The 19,521-nt window shown below is 64.3% G+C and carries 18 protein-coding genes and 1 other RNA gene; 13 read left to right on the forward strand and 6 right to left on the reverse strand.

The window, feature by feature from the left end; genetic code table 11:
• Window positions 1-350: 350 nt before the first annotated feature.
• On the reverse strand, window positions 351-1,589 hold the full coding sequence (locus METLI_RS05955; protein WP_004038859.1) for a proteasome-activating nucleotidase: 1,239 nt from the start codon (window positions 1,587-1,589) through the stop codon (window positions 351-353).
• Window positions 1,590-1,646: 57 nt separating this feature from the next.
• Between METLI_RS05955 and METLI_RS05960 the strand changes: the two genes are divergently transcribed.
• The gene (locus METLI_RS05960) at window positions 1,647-2,126 is read left to right on the forward strand and encodes a multiprotein bridging factor aMBF1 (protein ID WP_004038860.1); all 480 of its coding nucleotides are present in this window, start codon (window positions 1,647-1,649) and stop codon (window positions 2,124-2,126) included.
• Window positions 2,127-2,131: 5 nt separating this feature from the next.
• Entirely contained in the window at window positions 2,132-2,800 is a 669-nt protein-coding gene (tpiA, locus tag METLI_RS05965; RefSeq protein ID WP_004038861.1) for a triose-phosphate isomerase, read from the forward strand.
• Here tpiA and METLI_RS05970 read toward each other — a convergent pair.
• Together METLI_RS05970 and rnpB are read right to left on the reverse strand one after the other, a co-directional pair.
• Window positions 2,797-3,351: a CBS domain-containing protein gene (locus METLI_RS05970; protein WP_004038862.1), complete on the reverse strand. Its 555-nt coding sequence runs from the start codon at window positions 3,349-3,351 to the stop codon at window positions 2,797-2,799. The genes tpiA and METLI_RS05970 overlap by 4 nt on opposite strands.
• A gap of 775 nt (window positions 3,352-4,126) precedes the next feature.
• Window positions 4,127-4,463, reverse strand: an RNA gene (rnpB, locus tag METLI_RS12565) — RNase P RNA component.
• Between the two features lie 36 nt (window positions 4,464-4,499).
• Between rnpB and METLI_RS05975 the strand changes: the two genes are divergently transcribed.
• From METLI_RS05975 to METLI_RS06000, 6 genes are read left to right on the forward strand one after another with little or no spacing between them, the layout of a single operon-like run.
• The gene (locus METLI_RS05975; protein WP_004038863.1) at window positions 4,500-5,066 is read left to right on the forward strand and encodes a TIGR00296 family protein; all 567 of its coding nucleotides are present in this window, start codon (window positions 4,500-4,502) and stop codon (window positions 5,064-5,066) included.
• The gene (gene tgtA, locus METLI_RS05980) at window positions 5,067-6,524 is read left to right on the forward strand and encodes a tRNA guanosine(15) transglycosylase TgtA (RefSeq protein WP_004038864.1); all 1,458 of its coding nucleotides are present in this window, start codon (window positions 5,067-5,069) and stop codon (window positions 6,522-6,524) included.
• Window positions 6,508-8,148, forward strand: a complete 1,641-nt coding sequence (gene arcS / locus METLI_RS05985) for an archaeosine synthase subunit alpha (RefSeq protein WP_004038865.1) — start codon at window positions 6,508-6,510, stop codon at window positions 8,146-8,148. Before tgtA ends, arcS begins: the two co-directional genes overlap by 17 nt.
• A gap of 35 nt (window positions 8,149-8,183) precedes the next feature.
• The gene (locus METLI_RS05990; RefSeq protein WP_004038866.1) at window positions 8,184-9,032 is read left to right on the forward strand and encodes a sulfide/dihydroorotate dehydrogenase-like FAD/NAD-binding protein; all 849 of its coding nucleotides are present in this window, start codon (window positions 8,184-8,186) and stop codon (window positions 9,030-9,032) included.
• Entirely contained in the window at window positions 9,029-10,372 is a 1,344-nt protein-coding gene (gltA, locus tag METLI_RS05995; RefSeq protein ID WP_004038867.1) for an NADPH-dependent glutamate synthase, read from the forward strand. The genes METLI_RS05990 and gltA overlap by 4 nt, the downstream gene beginning before the upstream one ends.
• Complete coding sequence (locus METLI_RS06000) at window positions 10,369-10,890, forward strand: class I SAM-dependent methyltransferase (protein WP_004038868.1); 522 nt, start codon at window positions 10,369-10,371, stop codon at window positions 10,888-10,890. Before gltA ends, METLI_RS06000 begins: the two co-directional genes overlap by 4 nt.
• A 293-nt stretch (window positions 10,891-11,183) precedes the next feature.
• Here METLI_RS06000 and METLI_RS06005 read toward each other — a convergent pair whose 3' ends face one another.
• A complete protein-coding gene (locus tag METLI_RS06005) occupies window positions 11,184-12,434 on the reverse strand; it encodes a hypothetical protein (protein WP_004038869.1) in 1,251 nt (416 codons plus the stop codon).
• Between the two features lie 175 nt (window positions 12,435-12,609).
• Here METLI_RS06005 and METLI_RS06010 point away from each other — a divergent pair, with 175 nt between their 5' ends.
• Both METLI_RS06010 and METLI_RS06015 read left to right on the forward strand, forming a co-directional pair.
• The gene (locus METLI_RS06010) at window positions 12,610-13,695 is read left to right on the forward strand and encodes an NAD(P)/FAD-dependent oxidoreductase (RefSeq protein WP_004038870.1); all 1,086 of its coding nucleotides are present in this window, start codon (window positions 12,610-12,612) and stop codon (window positions 13,693-13,695) included.
• A 48-nt stretch (window positions 13,696-13,743) separates the two neighbouring features.
• A complete protein-coding gene (locus METLI_RS06015; protein WP_004038871.1) occupies window positions 13,744-14,139 on the forward strand; it encodes a type II toxin-antitoxin system PemK/MazF family toxin in 396 nt (131 codons plus the stop codon).
• Here the strand turns inward: METLI_RS06015 and codB are convergent.
• On the reverse strand, window positions 14,060-15,331 hold the full coding sequence (gene codB, locus METLI_RS06020) for a cytosine permease (RefSeq protein ID WP_004038872.1): 1,272 nt from the start codon (window positions 15,329-15,331) through the stop codon (window positions 14,060-14,062). The two genes, METLI_RS06015 and codB, sit on opposite strands and share 80 nt — an antisense overlap.
• Window positions 15,332-15,465: 134 nt before the next feature.
• On the opposite strand from codB, the gene METLI_RS06025 reads away from it, so the two are divergent.
• Both METLI_RS06025 and METLI_RS06030 read left to right on the forward strand, forming a co-directional pair.
• Window positions 15,466-16,359 (forward strand): flavodoxin family protein, encoded by an 894-nt coding sequence (locus METLI_RS06025; RefSeq protein WP_004038873.1) that lies wholly within the window; start codon window positions 15,466-15,468, stop codon window positions 16,357-16,359.
• A gap of 110 nt (window positions 16,360-16,469) precedes the next feature.
• On the forward strand, window positions 16,470-16,952 hold the full coding sequence (locus tag METLI_RS06030) for a universal stress protein (protein ID WP_169313801.1): 483 nt from the start codon (window positions 16,470-16,472) through the stop codon (window positions 16,950-16,952).
• A gap of 44 nt (window positions 16,953-16,996) precedes the next feature.
• Here the strand turns inward: METLI_RS06030 and METLI_RS06035 are convergent, their stop codons facing one another.
• Complete coding sequence (locus METLI_RS06035; RefSeq protein WP_004038875.1) at window positions 16,997-18,100, reverse strand: aminotransferase class I/II-fold pyridoxal phosphate-dependent enzyme; 1,104 nt, start codon at window positions 18,098-18,100, stop codon at window positions 16,997-16,999.
• 104 nt (window positions 18,101-18,204) lie between these two features.
• On the opposite strand from METLI_RS06035, the gene METLI_RS06040 reads away from it, so the two are divergent.
• On the forward strand, window positions 18,205-19,518 hold the full coding sequence (locus METLI_RS06040) for an acetyl ornithine aminotransferase family protein (protein WP_004038876.1): 1,314 nt from the start codon (window positions 18,205-18,207) through the stop codon (window positions 19,516-19,518).
• Window positions 19,519-19,521 lie beyond the last annotated feature (3 nt).

The raw sequence follows: 19,521 nt of genomic DNA on the forward strand, positions 1-19,521 counted from the left end.
CTGGATGACCTCACGCGATAGGCTGCGAAGGCAGGGGCAGGGTCCAGAAGAGGAGCGCCGCCATCTCTTCCCCACTCGCAGGTCTTTGAGGCAGCAGGCTCCCCGGTAAGGGCATGCAGATCACTCGCTTTCTCCGTATGCTCTGCCGGGGGCTCTGCCCCCGGACCCCCGCGCGAGGATTGCCCCGGACATGAGGGAACGGTCAGGCCGGAGAGGCGATCATCCACCATCCCCTCAATCACAGTTCTGCGGGGCGGCAGGCCCCCCGGTACAGGCGCATCGTTTAATCCTCTGCTCCCGGAAACTGCCGGGCGGATAAAGAATAGCCGGAAAAAAGGGTTATTTTCCCTTCAGGCGAACATCTCGCCGAAGGTGTTCTTGAGGGTCTGGCGGTTGAACCCGGTGGAGACCTTGTGGAGCGCCCTGACAAAGTCCTCGCCGCTGACCTGCGAACGTTCATCCCTGATGGCGAACATCCCGGCCTCCATGCATATCGCCCTGAGATCGGCGCCGTTACGGCCTTCTGTCTGTTTGGCAATGTCGAGGAGGTTGATCTGCGATTCGAGGTTCATCCCCTTCGTGTGGATCTTCAGGATCGAATACCGCCCTTCTATGTCCGGGAGCGGTATCTCGATGATCCGGTCGAACCTTCCGGGCCGCAGGAGTGCGGGGTCCAGGATATCGATCCGGTTCGTGGCGCCGATGATCTTCACGTCGCCCCGCGCCTCGAAGCCGTCCATCCCGGCCAGGAGCTGCATCAGGGTCCGCTGCACCTCGCGGTCGCCCGAGGTGACCGACTCGGTCCGGTGCGCTCCGACGGCGTCGATCTCGTCGATGAAGATGATTGCAGGCGCCTTCTCCCTGGCGATCTCGAAGAGCTCCCGCACCAGGCGCGCCCCCTCGCCGATATACTTCTGCACCAGTTCAGACCCGACGACCCTGAGGAAGTGGGCGTTCGTTTCGTGGGCGACGGCACGGGCGAGCAGGGTCTTGCCGGTGCCGGGCGGGCCGTAGAGGAGAACGCCTTTTGGTGGGCGGATCCCCACCTGCTCGAAGAGGTGCGGCTTTGTGAGCGGGAGTTCGACCGCCTCCTTCAACTCCTGGACCTGGGCTTCGAGCCCGCCGATATCGGAGTAAATCTCCCCGGGCCGCTCTTCGAGTTCCATCCCGTAGATCTGGGGGTCGTAGTTGTTCGGGAGCACCTCGATCAGGGCGAGAGACTGCTGGTTGAGGGTGCAGCGGCTCCCTGAACGGAGATCCTTTGGATCGATGAACTGCGATACCCGGACGAGGAACCTGGGACCGGCGCTGCTTCTCACCACGACGCGGTTGTTGTCGATGATGTCGATGATCTCCCCCACGACGAGGGGCGGGCTCCTGAGTTGTTCGATCTCGCTCCGCAGTTTCCGCATCTCCCGTTCGTACCGGATCTTCTGCGTCTCCACGTACCGCTTCTCAGACTCCATCTGCCGCATCCGCTCTCGCAGTTCCAGGTTGCGGTTTTCAAGGTTGGATATCCGCTCCAGCAGGTACTTGCAGAGTTCTTCGCTGTTCTGCGGTTCCGTTATATCACAGCCGCTGTCCCCCATCGCTCCTCCTCGAATAGGTATATAGTATAAAATGACTTAAATGTGTTTGCGAGTAGTATGCAGTGCGAATTATGTGGGGATACGATACATGGATCCCCAAAAAGAGTAAACATCGAGGGTGCGGTGCTTCAGGTATGCCTGAAGTGCGCACGTCTGGGTGTAGAAGTGGCACAGCCCCGCCCGGCTGCACCAGGGCGGAGAGCACCTGCTGCACCTGCCGCTCCGCAACGCAAAGGCCGCGATGTCTTTGACCTGATGGTCGGCGAGGTTGTCGACGACTTCGGCGAGAGGATAAAAAAGGCCCGTATCGAGAAAAACTGGACCCAGAAGGACCTTGCAAACGAGATCAAGGAGCGTGAGATCCTCATTAAAAAGATCGAGAAGGGGGACCTCATTCCTGAAGACCAGGTCCGTGTCAAACTCGAGAAGGCGCTCGGCATCTCACTTCTTGACGTCTCAGACGATGAGATCACATCCCGGAAGGGCGGCAAAATCTCAACGACTCTCGGAGATATTATAAAGATCAAGAGGGAGTGACCATTATGGCTGAGCCTCTTATCATCGTCAACCTGAAGGCATATGCCGAGGGGATGGGCGAGGGCGCCGGGATCATCGCTGCCGCCGCCGAGGAGATCGGCGAGGAGAGCGGGGTCGCCATCGGCGTCGCCCCGGCGTACACCGATCTCCATCCGATTGCGATGCATTATGCAGTCCCGGTCTATGCACAGCATATCGACGGCGTCGCTCCGGGGGCCTATACCGGCCACGTGACTGCAGAGCAGGTCAGGGCGGCCGGCGCTTTCGGGACGCTGATCAACCATTCTGAGCGGAGGCTCACCCTTGCAGCGATCGAGGCGAGCTGTGCTGCCGCCCGGAAGTCAGACCTTCAGACGGTGATCTGCACGAACAACGCCGCGACGACCGCGGCGGCTGCGGCGCTCTCTCCAGACTATGTGGCAATCGAGCCGCCCGAGCTGATTGGCAGCGGCATTTCTGTCTCAAAGGCCGATCCCGGGATCATCGAGCGATCTGTTCTGGCCGTGAAAAACGTGAATCCCGGGGTGCGGGTGCTCACCGGTGCCGGGATCAGCACCGGCGAGTGCGTCAGGATTGCCCTTGAACTCGGAACCGATGGCGTCCTTCTCGCATCGGGCGTGGTGAAGGCAAAAGATCCGGCCGCCGTTTTAAGGGATCTCGTCTCTCTGATCTAGACGATCAGCGTGATCAGGTCGTGTTTGGTGATCAAACCCTTCACCCTTCCTTCCCCGACGACCAGCACGGCATGGTGCTGCTGGAGCAGGTGGACGACGGTCTCGATATCGATATCCGGCGGGATGGTCGGGAAACCCGACTCCATAAAGTCTTTCACTTTACGGGTATGCGCCCGCGCGATCCCTGTCTGCTCGATGGCATTCACAATCGTCGATTCGGAGACGCATCCGATGGGGATACCGTTTTCGATCACCGGGAGTTGTGAGACGTCTTCCTGTCTCATGATCCCCACCGCCGTGGTGATGGCGTCCTGCGGGGAGACGGCGTGGACCGGGGCGTGCATCACCTGTTCCGCGGTAATCGACGGGCTTTTCGCGACCTTCAGCACCTGGATGATCTTGTTCAGGGTGCTCACCCGCGGGTCGACGGTCCCGGCCTCGATCCTGGCCACCATCGACTGGGATATCCCGGCTTTTCTGGCGACGTCTGCCTGACGGAGGCCGAGCATGATCCGCTTTGCCCTGAGCTCCGCGGGCGTGGGGATATACATCGTATTACTCAAGGTGATTGGATCCGATATAAACTATGCAGCCCCGTCAGGTAATCGAAAATGTTCAGGTATCTTCACCTGTTCGCGCGGGTTGCCGCCCCGGACCTCTGCGCGAGGGTATGCCCATCTCCGCACCAATCGTAATGAGCGGGGGGACCGGGGAGCGGCAGGGAACTGCTCGATCTTCTGGAACCCTCACGTTCTCGATGTGCAGAGACGATAGAACGAATGTCGAAGTCCGCCTCTGCCCCGGGGTTGCCACCCCCGGACCCTTGCACACGATTGCCCTGGACATGCGAGGACGGGGAGGGAGAAACATCTGTCGATGAAAAAATTATTGATGGGCGTGCCGGCGTGGGCTGCCCGTCCCTGCCTCAATCGCACTCGGCGGGGGGACCGGGGGGCGGCAGGCCCCCCGGCAGAGGCAGAACCTGATTCCCGTACACTCACGCAACGCCCGCCCCGCCCCGGGGGTTGCACCCCCGGACCCCCATATACGATTGCCCTGGACATGCGAGGACGGGAAGGGCGGAGCATCTCTCGATGAAAAATTATGGGCGGACATGCCGGCGAGGTTTGCCTGTCCCTGCCTAAATCGCAGTTTTGCGGGTCAGCAGGCCCCCCGGGAGGAGGCCGCTCGATTTTCCAGAACTCTTACTCTCCAGGTGCGAAGATGTGATGATTTCTCGGGGTGGAGGGGCCACCGCGCATGACCGCAAACTGAGTTCTCATGGAGAACCGCATGTAATCGTGAAGAATCGAAGAATAAGATGTGGAGTCGGAGGAGTAAGCCCCCTTCTGTTCTTTGCGGCATTCAGCTACGCGCCATACCCGGACAGGCCCAGGCGCCCTTATGCCCTGTTCTGGCTTGCACCCGCAGGGATTCACCGTTTCATCGGTTCCCGCCGCTACGTTCAACGGGTTAACTCGCGCAACCTATGTGCGCTTCTCGCCCTGAGGCTCGGCCGTTTCATCACTGACGGCGGGGCGTGTCGTTTCTGTGTCATTGCCATGACTCTCGCCACCCGCACTTGCATGCGGCTGCGTACCTGGTCGGTGGGGGGACTTTCCTCAGCAGCCCGAAGGCCACCGTCAGCCGCACTCTCCCTCTCCTCTTAATAGTATAGACGCACGTGAATATATCAGTAATGATTGCGCTGACCAGTGAGGAGGGCGGGACCGCTGTGCACCTTGCACGCACCGCCCTCGAAACAGAACTCAGCGGGGGAACGTTTACCCTTCCCCCGCTGCCCCGGATCTTTTCTGAAATGCGGGGCGTATTCGTCACACTCACCGAGGACGGCGATCTGCGGGGCTGCATCGGCCTGCCGTACCCGGTGATGCCCCTCGGCGAGGGGATCGTGCACGCGGCACTCTCCGCAGCCCTTGAAGACCCGCGCTTTTTGCCGGTCCGGGCAGAAGAGCTCTCCAGGATCAGGATCGAGGTGACCGTCCTCTCAGAGCCCGAGCCTCTCACCTGTCCGCCGTCTGAACGCGCCGATCATGTGGAGGTCGGACGGCACGGTCTGATCCTCTCCGGGGCCGGCAGGAGCGGGCTTCTGCTCCCGCAGGTGGCGACCGAGTACGGCTGGGACGCCCGGGCGTTTCTCGACCACACCTGCACGAAGGCCGGGCTTCCGCCCGGGTGCTGGCGGCGGGAGGATGTCGAGACATTCACCTTTGAAGGGCAGATCTTCCATGAGGAGGAGGCGTGAATGGGCATCTCGTTTGAGGTCCTCCAGAAGGACATCGCCGGCAGGATCGGTCGGCTCAGGGTAGGAGAGAAGACGGTGAAGACGCCGGCACTCCTCCCGGTCGTCAACCCGCACCTCCCGATCATCACGCCCCGCGAGATGCAGGAGATGGGAGTCGAGGCGATCATCACCAACGCCTACATCTTCTCGAAGAGCGCCGACTTCAGGGAGCGCGCCCTTTCCGAGGGGCTCCACTCGGTCCTCGGTTTCGATGGCGTCATCATGACCGATTCAGGCTCCTTCCAGCTGATGGTCTATGGCGAAGTGGAGATCACCAACCTCCAGACCCTCGGGTTCCAGAAGGCGATCGGTTCGGATATCATCGTCCCCCTCGATATCCCGACCACGCCGGATGCCGACCGGGAGCGGGCAGAGCAGGAACTTGCGATCACCCTGGGCAGGATCAGGGAGGCCCGGGCATTCCTGGGGCCCGACGCCCAGCTGGCAGGCCCGGTGCAGGGCGCTCTCTTCCCCGAGCTGCGGCAGTATGCCGGCAGCGCCGTGCAGGAGATCGGCTTCGACTTCTGCCCGATCGGCGCGGTCGTCCCCCTGATGGAGAACTACCGCTACAAGGATCTGGTCGATGTGGTGCTGGCGGCAAAGCGCGGCCTCTCGCCCTCGACCTGCGTCCACCTCTTCGGCGCCGGTCACCCGGCGATGTTCGCCCTCGGCGTTGCCATGGGCTGTGACATATTCGACTCGGCCGCCTACGCCCTCTTTGCAAAGGACGGCCGCTACCTCACCACCTACGGGAGCCTGAAGGTGGAAGAGCTCAGCGAGCTCCCCTGCCCCTGCGCCGTCTGCCGGAACCACACTGCGGATGAGTTGAAACGGAGCCCTGACCGTGAGCGGCTGCTCGCCCTCCACAACCTCTATGTCACCCTGGCCGAGATCGCGCGGATCAGGCAGGCGATCACCGACGGCACGCTCTGGGAACTGCTTGACACCCGCTGCCGGAGCCACCCCCGTCTGCTTGAGGCTTACCGCGAGTTTCTGCGGCATACGGGAGAGCTGGAGCGTAACGACAACGTCTCCAAGCGGCGCTTCTTCTACCAGGGCTCAGAGAGCTGCATGCGCACCGAGGTCGTCCACTACCAGCGGACGCTCGACCGTGTCTCGCTCGGCGGACGCGTCCTCGTCACCCTGACCGGGTCGTCGCCCGGCGGCTACGACGACGTGCTCTTCTTCAAACCCCCCTTCGGGCCGTATCCGCAGGGGCTTTCCGAGACCTTCCCCATCGGCCAGTCCGAGATCCCTTACTGGGACGACGATATGGTGCGGACCGGGTGCCGCGGCATTGCCCGGCTTGCAGAGAGCCACCCGGAAAGCGCGATCACCGTGCTGTGCCCTGCTGAATGGACCGCCTTTGTCAGGAACGAACTCCCGGAGATCGAGGTGCTGGATGAGCATGCAGTTTGATGTGAGGGGAAGGGACGGCCTCGCCCGTTCCGGCACCGTCACCATCGGCGGCGAGTCGTTCGCCACCCCCTGCCCGGTCGAGATGGGGGAGGTGTTTCCCTCGCTCTCCGTCCTCGGGCATGCGAACGTCCCGCTTTCTGCGGACCTGGAGTTCGTGACGCAGTACTTCGTCCAGCCCGAGGGCGGCCCGGCGCTCGTCCACCCCCTCCAGGGCGGCGGCGAGTCGGGCGGGTGCGCCCTTGTTGCGAACTGGCACACCGCCCTCGCAAACCCGCGAAAATACGTGGACTATCTTTCGTCCCTCAGGGAGCGGGTAGCCCCGGACGCCGCATGGTACGCCCCGGCCTCCGCCCTCCCGTCGAACGCCTGCCTCCTTGCCTGCACCGGCTTCGACCTCTTCGACTTCACGGCGGTCGATCTCATGGCGGCGCGGGGGCTCTTCTGCACGCCTGAAGGCGTCTTCCCGGCCGCCGAGATCGAGGAGGGTGCGTGCCGGTGCGCCGGCTGCGAGAGCGGCGATCTCCGCCTCCATAACCGTCTGGCCCTCCTCGCAGAGTGCGCCACGGTCCGCCGGTTCATCGCCCGGGGACAGGTGCGCGAACTGATGGAGATGCGGTGCCGGATGGACGCAAACGCCGTCTCGGTCATGCGCTTCATCGACCAGGAGTATCACATGGCCGAGGCGGCGGCGCCGATCGTCCGTTCGGTGCGGATGCTCGCGAACTCCTCAGAATCGATGTACAGGCCTGAGATCAAACGGTTTGCCGACCGCGTCGTCGATCGCTACGCCCCGCCGAGGAGCGACGTCGTCGTCCTCCTCCCGTGCGCCGCCCGCAAACCCTACTCAGCCTCGCAGAGCCACCAGAAATATATCGCCACGGTCGCCGGCCGCGCCCACGAGGTGATCATCACCTCGCCGATCGGCGTCGTCCCGAGAGAACTCGAAGCGGTCTATCCTGCCGGGCACTACGACGTCCCGGTGACTGGATACTGGGACCGGGAGGAGTGCGCCTTCCTCTCCGAGATCCTTGTCCGTTACCTGAAGGCCCATCCCTACGGGCGTGTGATCGCCCATCTCGAGGGCGGGGCACTGGCAGTGGCGGAGATGGCGGCGAAGGAGTGTGGGATCGAACTCGAACGCACCTGCACCGCCCACCCGACCTCCCCGGCCTCCCTGCGCTCCCTCGACGAGGCCCTCGCGGGCGAGCGCTCGATGCGCCCCCCCCCGATCGCCGGCATGCTCGCCTGGCAGTTCGGCGAGACGGTGGCGACGAAGGGGATGCAGGTGAAAGGCAAACCCGGCCGGCAGGCGGTCTTCAAGGGAAAAACCATCCTCTTCAACATCGATGCCGGGACCGGGCTGTACAAGCCCACATTTGAAGGCTGGGAGTATCTCAGCGGCTACCGCGTGGAGATTGACAATTTCGTCCCGCACGGCGACGTCCTCGCCCCCGGTGTCATCGGCGCCGACCCGCGGGTCCGCCCGGGCGACGAGGTGCTGGTTGTCGGGCCGGCGGCCATGGCGACCGGTCGGGCGATGATGGGGGCCGCCGAGATGACGCGGTCGCACCGGGGCGTGGCGGTAAAGGTGCGTAAAGTAAAGAGCACCGAGCGCCAACCTTGAGAGACGAAGAATGATCCGAACTGGAGTGGTATAATTTGTATCAGGTTGAGGAGGCAACGCAGCTCGCTGACAGGGTATTTCAGATGTGGATCACCGCGCCGCAGGTGGCGCGGCACGCGCGGGCAGGGCAGTTCCTGGTGATCAGGGCCCACGAGAACGGCGAGCGCATACCGCTCACCATCTCGGCGGTGCGCGGGGACGCTGTGCGCGTCATCTTCATGTCCGTCGGAAAGACGACCGAGTTCCTTTCCACGATGAAAAAGGGCGATGCCCTCTCTGACGTCGCCGGTCCCCTCGGAAAGCCGAGCGAGATCGAAAAATACGGCACCGTCGTCGTCATCGGCGGCGGCGTGGGGATTGCGAGCACCCCGATCATCGCCCGCGAGGCAAAAGAGGCCGGGAACCATGTCATCGGGATCATCGGGGCGCGAAACAAAGACCTGCTCATCCTGGAGGACGAGATGGCGGCGGTCTGCGACGAACTCTTTGTCACGACCGACGACGGGAGCAAGGGCATCCACGGTTTTGCCGCTTCGGTGCTCGAGCAGCTCCTCAAGGAGCGGAAAATTGACTGCGTCTGGATCGTCGGCCCGGCGATCATGATGAAGGTCACCTCGAACGTGACCAGGCCGTACGGGGTGCTGACCTTTGTCTCGCTCAATCCGATCATGGTCGACGGCACCGGCATGTGCGGATCGTGCCGGGTCACCGTCGGCGGCGAGACGAAGTTCGCCTGTGTCGATGGCCCTGAGTTCGACGCCCACAAGGTCGATTTCGACAGCCTGATGCAGAGGCAGCGGATGTACGTCGACGAGGAGAAGGCCTCGGTCGAGCACTACCACCACCACGGAGGGTGCGGCTGCTGCGGGGGCGAGCACCGATGACGGGGTCGCCTGCCAGGAAAGAGGTGCGGGACTTCAACGAGGTCAATAAGGGTCTTTCGGCGGAGAACGCCGTTCTCGAAGCCCTCAGGTGCATGGAATGCGTCCGGCCAACCTGCGTTAAGGGGTGCCCGGTCGGGATCGACATCCCGGCGTTCATCCAGCAGATTGCAAACCAGGATTTCGAGGGTGCGGCGGCGACGATCAAGCGGGACAACATGCTCCCAGCGATCTGCGGCCGCGTCTGCCCGCAGGAGAGCCAGTGCGAGGGCTCGTGCGTTCTTGCGAAGAAGGAGAAGCCGGTCGCCATCGGCGCCCTCGAGCGCTTTGTCGCCGACTATGAGCGCGAACACGGCATGACACTGCCCGAGGTGGCGCCGCCGTCAGGAAAGCGGGTGGCGGTCGTGGGCTCCGGCCCGGCGGGTCTGACCGCCGCCGCCGAACTGGCGCGCCTTGGCCATGCGGTGACGGTCTTTGAGTCCCTCCACGAGGCCGGAGGGGTGCTGACCTACGGCATCCCGAACTTCCGGCTGCCAAAAGAGATCGTGCGGGCGGAGATCGAGCAGGTGAAGCGCCTCGGCGTCGAGATCAGGCTCAACCACCTGGTGGGCCGAAGCCTCTCCACCGATGAACTCCTCTCGTACGACGCCGTCTTCCTGGGCACCGGCGCGGGTCTCCCCTACTTCATGGGGATCGAGGGCGAGAACCTGAACGGCGTGTACTCGGCGAACGAGTTTCTCACCCGCGTGAACCTGATGCATGCCGACCGTTTCCCCGAGTTCGATACCCCGGTGAAGCGCGGCTGCAACGTGGTCGTCGTGGGCGGCGGCAACGTGGCGATGGACGCCGCACGCGTGGCCCGCCGCCTCGGCGGGAAGGTGACCCTGGTCTACCGCCGGCGTGAGGAGGACCTGCCGGCCCGCGCCGTCGAGGTCGAGAACGCCCTGGCCGAGGGCGTGCAGTTTGTCTGCTGCGCCAACCCGGTGCGGGTGATCGGCGAGAAGACGGTGCAGGCGGTCGAGTGCGTGCAGATGTCGATGTGCGACCTCGACGAGAGCGGGAGGCCGAAACCCTCATGTGTTGAGGGGAGCAATTTCCTGATCGAGGCGGACGTCTTTATCGAGGCGATCGGGCAGGGCCCCAACCCCCTGCTGGTCTCGATGCTCCCTGACCTGAAGCGGGAGCGGCGGGGCAACCTGGTCGTGGACGCCGACGGGCAGACGGCCCTTGGCCGCGTCTATGCGGGCGGGGACGTCGCCACCGGTGCGGCCACGGTCATCTGGGCGATGGGCTCTGCGAAGAAGGCGGCGGCCGCCATTGACAGGATGCTGAGGGAAGAATGAACGAAGTGCGGCATGGTGAGGAGCGTAAGGCCGTTCTCTCTCTGGCGGACGTGGACGAGAAGGAGGTGCTCGACATCGGGGCGGGCCCTCTTGCGATCATGGCCGTACAGGACTACGACTGCTTTGTGACGTCGATCGATCTGGATACCGATAAACTGGCCGAGTTCGAGGGTCTGGCCGCGGATGCCGGGGTGGCCGAGAAGATCAGTTTCGAGGTGGCCGATGCGTCTGATCTCCCGTACTGCGACGACGCCTTTGACATCGGCATCTGTTTCGGCGCTCTTCATCATGTCCCGGTGGAACGGCGGGAGCAGGTGATCTCAGAACTCGCCCGCGTCTCGTACGAGCGCTTCGTGATCGCTGAGTTCACGCCCGAGGGTTTTGCCGAACTGCACGGCGGCGAGGCGTTCACCCCGGTGGACCTGACCAAACTCGAAGGTCTGCTGAAGGGGATGGGGGATGTCTCTGTCCACCAGGTCGGGAAGATGGCGGTGTACGTCTTCGAGAAAAACCGCTGATTCCACCTATTTTTTTCTTTGCTGTTCTTTGCAGGATGATACTGCCCTGTCCCACAGGTGAGCGCATGCTCCCCTCTCCCGGGAGTTCTCCGCAGGGCTCCCATCATCTCGCCGGGGGTTGCACCCCCGGACCCCCGCATGCGATTGCTCTGGACATGAGGGAGCGGGCGGGCTGGAGCATCTGTCGATGAAAATGATGGATAGTCGTGCCGGGGCGGTCTGCCCGTCCCTACCCCTATCGCAAATCCCCTCTCCACCCACACCGAGGAGTGAAGCACCCAAAAAAAGTGAGATTATTTTCTCGTCTTTCTCAAAACCCCGGCGGCGAGGAGGGCGGCGCATGCGCCCGCGAGCACGAAGCCCGGCGCTTCGGTCTGCGGCGGCGTTCCTGCGCCGGGCAGGAGGGCGAACGAGACCAGCCAGCCTTCGGCGCTCCCGTTCATCCCGGTCCACCCGGAGGCGGCGATCTCACCTGATGCGAGCACTGCCACAGAGGTAAGCCTGCCTTTGGCACTATCCCATACCCGTCCGTCGAGGACGTTCCCGTCACCGTCGATGATCTGGACCTGCGGGGCCGAGCCCCAGCGGCCGGCAAGCGCATAGCCGGTGCCGGGCACTTCGGCCATCGCGTCGATCTCGGCGCCGGGCACCTGCCGCTCCCATGCGAGGTTGCCGTCACCGTCGATCTCTGCGACCCAGGCATAGGTGGCGATCATGGTGCCGTTCTCGCCGTAGGGCTCGGTCATTGTTCCGCCGACCAGGTATCCACCGCCGCTCACCGGCAGGGAGGTGAGGATTGTGCGGTTGACTATCTCTTTCGTCCAGAGTTTCGTTCCCGAGGCGTCCGCCTTCATCAGCCACGAGGCGCCGGGCGTCTCGATGACCGGGCGGTATGTGCCTGCAACGAAGAACGACCCATCAGGCGAGGGTGAGAGGGTGTGCGCCGCTCTGCCGCCATAGGTCGCCGTCCAGCGCTCGGCGCCGGTGGGTTCATAGACGCCCAGGAATGCATCGCTTTCTCCGCCTGCTATCCAGATCCACCCGGCCGCGGCAATGCCGCCGTCCGGGAGGGCGGCGAGATCGGTGAGGCGCACCCCGTCGAGGGTGACGTTCCAGAGGGTCTGCCCGGCGGCATCAACAGCGGTGAGCTGCGACGAACCGGTGGCGTTCGCCCAGTCGCTGAGGGCCAGGAATCCGCCGTCCACCATATAGGTCGCGACAACGGCCCCGCCATCCTCCAGCGCGAGGAGGGCGGCCACGCTGTCCCCGCCGGGTGCGGCGCTCCACCCCTCGACGCCGGCGGCGTCGGTCTTGATGACGAGGGCGCTCTCCCCGGCGGTGCCGTAGCCGAACCCGCAGAGCAGGTATCCGCCGTCGGCCGCCTGACCGAGGGCAAAGAGGTCGGTGTATGTTCCTTTGTGGAAGGTGAGGTTTAGTCCAGCAGTTTCGTCGATAGAGACGGCCCCTGCGGATACGGCGAGGAGGCTGATCAGGATGAGGGCGCAGAGCCCCCCTATCATATGGTTGCGTCTTTTTGCTCTCATGTGGCACCTCGACCCCGGCCGGGGTCAGTGATAAAGCTCGTTCTATTGGTTGTGCTCCCTCCCCCTTATCCTTCATGGTGTGGTCCGGGCAGGGGGGCGAGCGGGGCGCTGCCGGTGATCGCTGCCTGAACACCGTTGAAAAGGTCTAAATACTGCGGCAGATATCCGCTCTTCTATGGAGAGAGTGCGGATCCTCGGCGCCGGCCCTGCGGGTCTCTCGGCGGCGATCACGCTTGCCCGCGCGGGCTGCGATGTCGATATCTTCGAGGCGAGGGGCGATGTCGGGACGCGCTTCCACGGGGACCTCCAGGGGCTTGAGAACTGGTCGGGAGAGACCGACGTCCTCGACGATTTCGCGAAGATGGGGATCGGGACCGACTTCGAGTACGCCCCCTATCGCGATCTCTCTGTCTCGAACGGGCGGGAGGTGCTGGACTTCTCCTGCGGGCGACCTGCGTTCTACCTGGTCGGGCGCGGGACGTCTGAGGGGAGCCTTGACACGGCGCTCAGGGACCAGGCGCTCGACGCCGGGGCAGAGATCCATTTTTCCCGGCGGGGCGCCGAAGAGGAGGCCGACATCATTGCCACGGGGCCGGTGAGGGACGGGCTCGTGGCGATTGCAAAGGGCTTCACCTTCACGACCTCGATGGAGAACACCGCCGTCGGGATCATCGACCAGACCGCCTCGCGCAAAGGCTATGCCTACCTGTTGGCGATGAACGGCCGCGGCTGTATCGCCACGGTGCTGATGGACAATTTCCAGGACGCCGGCGCCTGCCTGGAGCGGGCGAAGGCGCTCTTCGCCGGGATGACCGACCTCGATATCCGTGACCCTGCACCCTGCGGCGGGGTGGGGAGTTTCAGGACGGCGACCAGGTACCGCGACGGCGACCGCCTGTATGTCGGGGAGGCGGCCGGTCTCCAGGACCCGATGTGGGGGTTCGGGATGCGGTTTGCCGTGCGGTCGGGCTACCTCGCCGCACAGAGCATCATAGAGGGCACCGACTACGAGCGGGCGGCGTCTGAGGCGTTCGGCGACCTGATCAGGGCCGGCACCGTGAACCGGTATCTCTGGGACCGGTATGCGGTCAGAAACTATGCCTTCCTCTTCGAGCGGCTGAAGGGCGTCCGGGATCCCCTGCGGCACCTGGGGTCGTTCCACTCGTTCAACGTCTACCAGCGCCTTCTCTACCCGCGGGCCAGGCGTTACCTGAATGCAGAGTATGAGGAGAGGAAGGAGCGCCCGTCGCCTGAAGTCTGAGGCCGGGATCCGTCCCCCTTATGGTTTCCGGCGTCAACCTGATCGGCAATGGGTGAGTATTTCGTTGGCGACGTGGTCCTCGCCCCGGTTCTCTTCGACGGGTGCGGGAACGTCAAGCGCCGCCCTGCGATCGTCGTCGCCCGGGAGAGCGGCGGCCGTCTGCGGGTCTGCCCGGTGACGAGTCGAGCATCCCCTGATCTCCCGTCGGTGCCCCTGGAAATCGGCGACTTCGCCACCGGCGGGCTCGACCTCTTCGAGGAGAGCTATGCGCTGCCGTCATGTCTCACCACGATCAGGAGCGCTGACGTCGTCGGAAAAAAAGGGCGGGTCAATGAGGACTTTCTGAAGGAGCTCTCCCCGTCTCTCAGGAGCGCCGGGCACGGCGGCGGCGGGAGAGTCGATCGCCTGCAAGGTAGATCAGCACGGCGGCGACGATCCCGTTGACCGGCGGTATGCCCGGCGTGAAGGCGGCGACTGCCGACGCCCCGATATAGGCGACGATGCCCGGAGCGTTGAAGGCGCACGCCTCCGCCTCTTCGAGCGGCGGATAGGACCCCCTGTGCTTCAGGAAGAAGTCGGCGGCGATCACCCCGCCGATCGGCGGCACCAGGGTTCCCAGGACCTCCATATAGGGGACGAGCCAGGCGTACATCCCGAGCAGGGCGAGGAGGGTGCCGAGGCCGGCGCCGACCAGGGTGATCAGCCGCCGGCGTCCGGTCCTGAAGAGGTCGCACCCGGCGACCGAGACGTTGTAGATCGTGTTGTCCTGCGTGGTCCAGATGTTGGCGAAGAGCATCACCACGCCCCAGAAGAGGAGGCCCTGCAGGGCAAGGATCTGCACGATGTCGGGCTCCCCGTACACGACGGCGCCGTACGCCCCGACAAAGATCATCAGGCCGTTGCCCACGCAGAAGGCGATCATTGTGGCGATGATGGCGTTCTTCGGCGTGTCGGAAAACCGCGTCCAGTTTGTCGCCTGCGTTCCCCCTGAGATGAACGTCCCGACGACGATGGTCACCGCCTCGCCAAAGCCCATCGTCGCCGCGGGGGCGATGGAGAGGACCCCGCCGATCCCGCCGGCGTCCCGCGTGGCGATCGCCGCGCTCACCAGGATCAGGAGGCACATCAGGGGGACCGAAACCATGGAGAGGCGTTCGAGCCCCCGGTAACCGATGAATGCGGTCCAGCAGAAGGTGAACCCGAAGAGGAGCATGAGCGGGGCCTGCCAGATCGCGTCGAGGTGCAGGAGGGTGGAGAAGAGGATCGCAATCGTCGCCGTCCCCCATGCGTACCACCCGACCTGCGTGACGCCCAGGAGGAGATCCACCCACCTGCCCCCGATCGTTCCGAAGGCGAACCGCCCCATCAGCACCGTGTTGAGCCCGCTCTTCTGGGAGACGTAGGCGAGCACCGCCACGTACAGGGCGAGCAGGAGGTTCCCGCAGGCGATGACGGCAAAGAGGTCGGGCCAGAGGGGAAAGGCGACGCCGATCGCCCCGCCGCCCCACATGGTCGCGGAGAAGAAGGTGAACCCGAGGAGAATGACGGTGGTGGGCAGGAGCCCCCGCCGGTCAGAGAGGGGCACCTCGCTGAGCGGATAGTCCTCGTTCGCACCGTCTCTCCTCTCTCCAGCCATCCTGTGCCCCTGTATTCTGATACATGCTTGTTTGTGTGATATTTTGAGGGTTGCGATATGGCGATGTGAGGTCTCCCCGGCGCCTCCGGTGCACCGCAAGAGAATTATAGGGGGAAAAACCCCGGTTCATGGTAATGGCCGGGAACGTCCGCTCCCTCCTCCGCACCGATATCGAGACACCGGACGGCGTCTACATCCTCACCCTCAGGGCCGAGGATCTCTCTTCTCTCTATCCCGGCATGGTCCGCTATCTGCTCCACCTGACGAAGGGGGACGAGGTCGTCGGCACCTTCCTGACCAACACCTACGAGTACTCACCCACTGTTCCGCTCGATGCGGAGACGGCGGCGCTCCAGAAGTCGGCGGCATGGGAACGCGAACTGAGGGAGAACCGGGAGCGGTTCCTCTCTGTCGTCGGAAAAAGAATGCCGAGGCGCCCCTTCACCCTCCAACCCGCAGACGTTGTGGTGGTCCAGGGGAGCCCGCGGGCCGACGGCAATTGCAGCATCATGGCCGGATGGGCAGTGGAGGCGGCAGAAGCGGCCGGAAAAACGGCGAGGGTGGTGTACCCGGACGACCTCAGCATCCACCCCTGCATCGGGTGCTACCGCTGCTACAACACCGGCACCTGCACCTTCGACGACGAAATGGGCGAACTCATCCATCTCATCGTCCACGCCTCCCTCCTGGTCGTCTGCTCCCCGGTCTACACCAATACGGTGCCCGGCGGTCTGAAGGTCGTCATCGACCGCTGCCAGGCGCTTCATGCGGCGCGGACGCTCGGCGCCAGGAGGGCGATGCCCGCGGGCCTGCTCCTCGCGGTCTGCGGGAGAGAGGGGCTGTCCAACTTCTCCTGCCTCACTTCGGTCATGGAGGCGTTCATGGGCAATCTCGGGATCAGGCCGGCCGGCGAGGTGCTGGCGGACGGCATCGATCGGGTGAGGGACGTGAGGCTGGTCGAGGGGCTGGAGGAGCGGGTGAAAGAACGCGTCCGCTCATGTCTCTTATCTTCTCCGCTCCGCCCTTGAAGGTCTCAGGCACCGGTCTGTCTCTCCGGGGCGTCGGGCGGCGATGCCAATCATTATCTCCTGCGCCCTGCGATCATTCCTTATCTGGAGTGCTGGCAATGTTTCGAAAGGTGCTGTTCCCCACGGATTTCTCCGACTGCTCGTATAAGGCCCTCGAGTGCGTCAGGCAGATGCGGGGTGCGGGCGTGGAGGAGGTGGTGATCGTCTCTGTCCTCGACGAGCGGGATACCGACCTCGTGACGACCGGGATCGGGTGGCTGAGCGGGGACCGCATGGTCGAGTACGACGCCGGGATCGAGAGGCGGATGCGCGAGAACGTCCAGGAGCGCCTTGACGGGATGGCGGGCGTGCTGCGGGAGGCGGGCATGAAGGTGAGGACGGCAATTGAAAAGGGTGTCCCTTCCGTCGAGATCCTGGCGATTGCAAAGCGGGAGAGGGCGTCCCTCATCGTCATGGGCTCTCACGGGAAGAGCAACCTCGCCGGCGTGGTGGTGGGGTCGGTCTCGGAGGAGGTGCTCAGGCGGTCGAGTGTGCCCGTCCTGATCATCACGCGCGAGATGCAGGGCGGGTGCCGGAGCGAGGGGGAAGAGTAGTCCGGGAGATGGGGCGCCCCCCGGAAACACGTCGCTCCCTTCTCTCATTCGAGAAAGTCCGAGAGCGCCGCGAGCGCCGCCGGCATGTCCCGGCGCGCAAAACCGATCCTGAAATGGCTGTCGCCGTAGCCGTAGGTCTCTGACGGCAGGAGGAGCACGCCCGCTCCCGTCACTGCCTCATCGCAGAAGGCGGCGGCGCTCCCCCGGAGGAGCCGTGGGAATGCGATCGGCCCGGCATTCGGCCGGACCCAGGAGAACCGGTCGGCGTGCCGGGCGAAGAACCGGTCGAGGAGGGGGAGGTTCTCCCTGACGATCCCGAGGTTCCGTTCGACGATCTCTTCCCGGTGCCTGAGGGCGAGGGTGGAGAGGAACTCGCTCGGGGCGCTGCAGCAGATGGTGGTGTAGTCCTTGAGCGCCGCCATCCTGGAGAGCATGCCTGTGTCCTGTGCGGCGGTCCAGCCGATCCGCAGGCCGGCGAGCCCGAAGGACTTCGACATGACGCCGATCGAGATGCCCTTCTCGTAGATATCGGCCATCGGGGGGAGGCGGTCTTTCGGGTCGTGTTCGAGGAAGCGGTAGACCTCGTCGGAGAAGACGTGGATGTCGCGCTCTTCGGCGATCTCTTTCACCGCAAAAAACTCCTCTTTCATCATCTGCGCTCCGGTCGGGTTGTGCGGGCTGTTGATGACGATCGCCTTCGTCGAGGGCGTGACGAGGTCCTTGAGCCGCTCGATGTCGGGGCGCCACCCGTCTGCGTCAGAGAGCGTCCATGCCGCGACCCGGCAGCCGATGCCCCGCGCCACCTCGTGGAGCGACTGGTAGGCCGGGCACTGGACGACGATCTCGTCGCCAGGTGAGAGCATGGCGTTCATGTAGAGGAAGATCGCCTCTTCGGCCCCGGCCGAGACGAGGACGTTCTCCGGGCCGACCCCGGCGTACAGCCCTGCAATTCCGGCACGCAGATCCGGGTCGCCCTGTGTCTCGGTGTAGCCGAGGTTTCTGGCCATGAACCTCTCCTTCGCCCCCTCTTCGAGCGCCAGCAGGTCGGCGATGCTGACCGATTCGCAGTCCGAGGTGCAGAGCAGGCGGGGGGCGGAAAATTCGTGGCGTGAGAGGTAGCGTTCGAGTTTGAATGCCGGTAGACGCATATTTTAAATTCTGATCTCTGCGGTTATGAACGATCTCTTCTCCTGCTGCCGCCCCCGATAAATATATGAAGTATTTTTATATATCTCGGGCAGGCATTCACATCATGGACCCTCTGATCCAGGTCACGCCGCCGGGCCCGCGTGCCCGTGCCGTCCTTGAGCGCGACGCGGGGGTGGTTTCGCAGTCGATGGTGCGGGCCTACCCGCTGGTCATCGAGCGTGCGGAGGGCACGAACCTCTGGGACGTCGACGGGAACCGTTACCTCGACTTCACCGCCGGGATCTCGGTGATGAACGTGGGCTGGAACCACCCGGCGGTCGTCGGGGCGGTGCGGGAGCAGGTCGGCCGCCTCTCCCATGCCGCCTTTCTGGATTTCTGCGCCGAGGTGCCGGTGCGGTTTGCCGAGGAACTGGTCGGGATGCTTCCCGCCGGGCTCGACCGCGTCTATTTCTCAAACTCCGGGGCCGAGACGGTGGAGGCCGCCCTCAAACTCGCCCGCCACCACACGAAGCGGAAGTATTTCATCTCTTTTTATGGCGGCTTCCACGGCCGGACCTACGGGGCGCTCTCATTGACGGCGGCGAAGGTGATCCAGAGAAAGCATTTCGGTCCGTTTCTCCCGGTGGTGCATGCGCCCTATCCCGACCCTTACCGTCCGCTCTGCCCGTGTTCGGGCGACGAGTGCGCCCTCGATGCGATCAGGTACATTAAAGAGGAGATCTTCAGGACCGAGGTCTCCCCTGAGGAGGTGGCGGCGATCGTCGTCGAACCGGTGCAGGGGGAGGGCGGCTACATCGTCCCGCCCCGCCTCTTCCTGCGAGCCCTGCGCGACCTCTGCGACGAGCACGGGATCCTCCTGGTCGCCGACGAGGTGCAGAGCGGGTGCTACCGAACCGGGCGGTTTCTCGCCTCCGAGCATTCGGGCGTGGTGCCCGACATCGTCTGCCTTGCCAAGGCGCTCGGCGGGGGGCTTCCGCTCGGCGTCACCGTCGCTTCAGACGAGGTGATGACCTGGCCGCCGGGTTCTCACGCGAGCACCTTCGGCGGCAACTGCGCCGCCTGCGCCGCAGGTCTGGCCGTGCTCTCGGTGATGCGCGAGAAAGGGTTTGGTGAGCGGGTGACCGAGACCGGGGAGCACCTGATCGCCGGGCTGCAGGGGTTGATGGAGCGGCACCGGATCATCGGCGACGTGCGGGGGATCGGGCTGATGGCGGCGATCGAGCTGGTTCGGGACAGGGGGACGAAAGAACCGGCCCGAGAGGAGAGGAACGAGATCCTCAAACGGGCGTTCGAGGCCGGGCTCACCCTCCTGCCCGCAGGCGAGTCGGCGATCCGGTTCAGTCCGCCGCTGACGATCCGGCCGGCCGAGATCGATGCCGGCCTTGCGATCCTCGACCGGGCGATGGAGGGCTACTGAAAG

The organism is Methanofollis liminatans DSM 4140, from assembly GCF_000275865.1.
GTDB lineage: Archaea > Halobacteriota > Methanomicrobia > Methanomicrobiales > Methanofollaceae > Methanofollis > Methanofollis liminatans.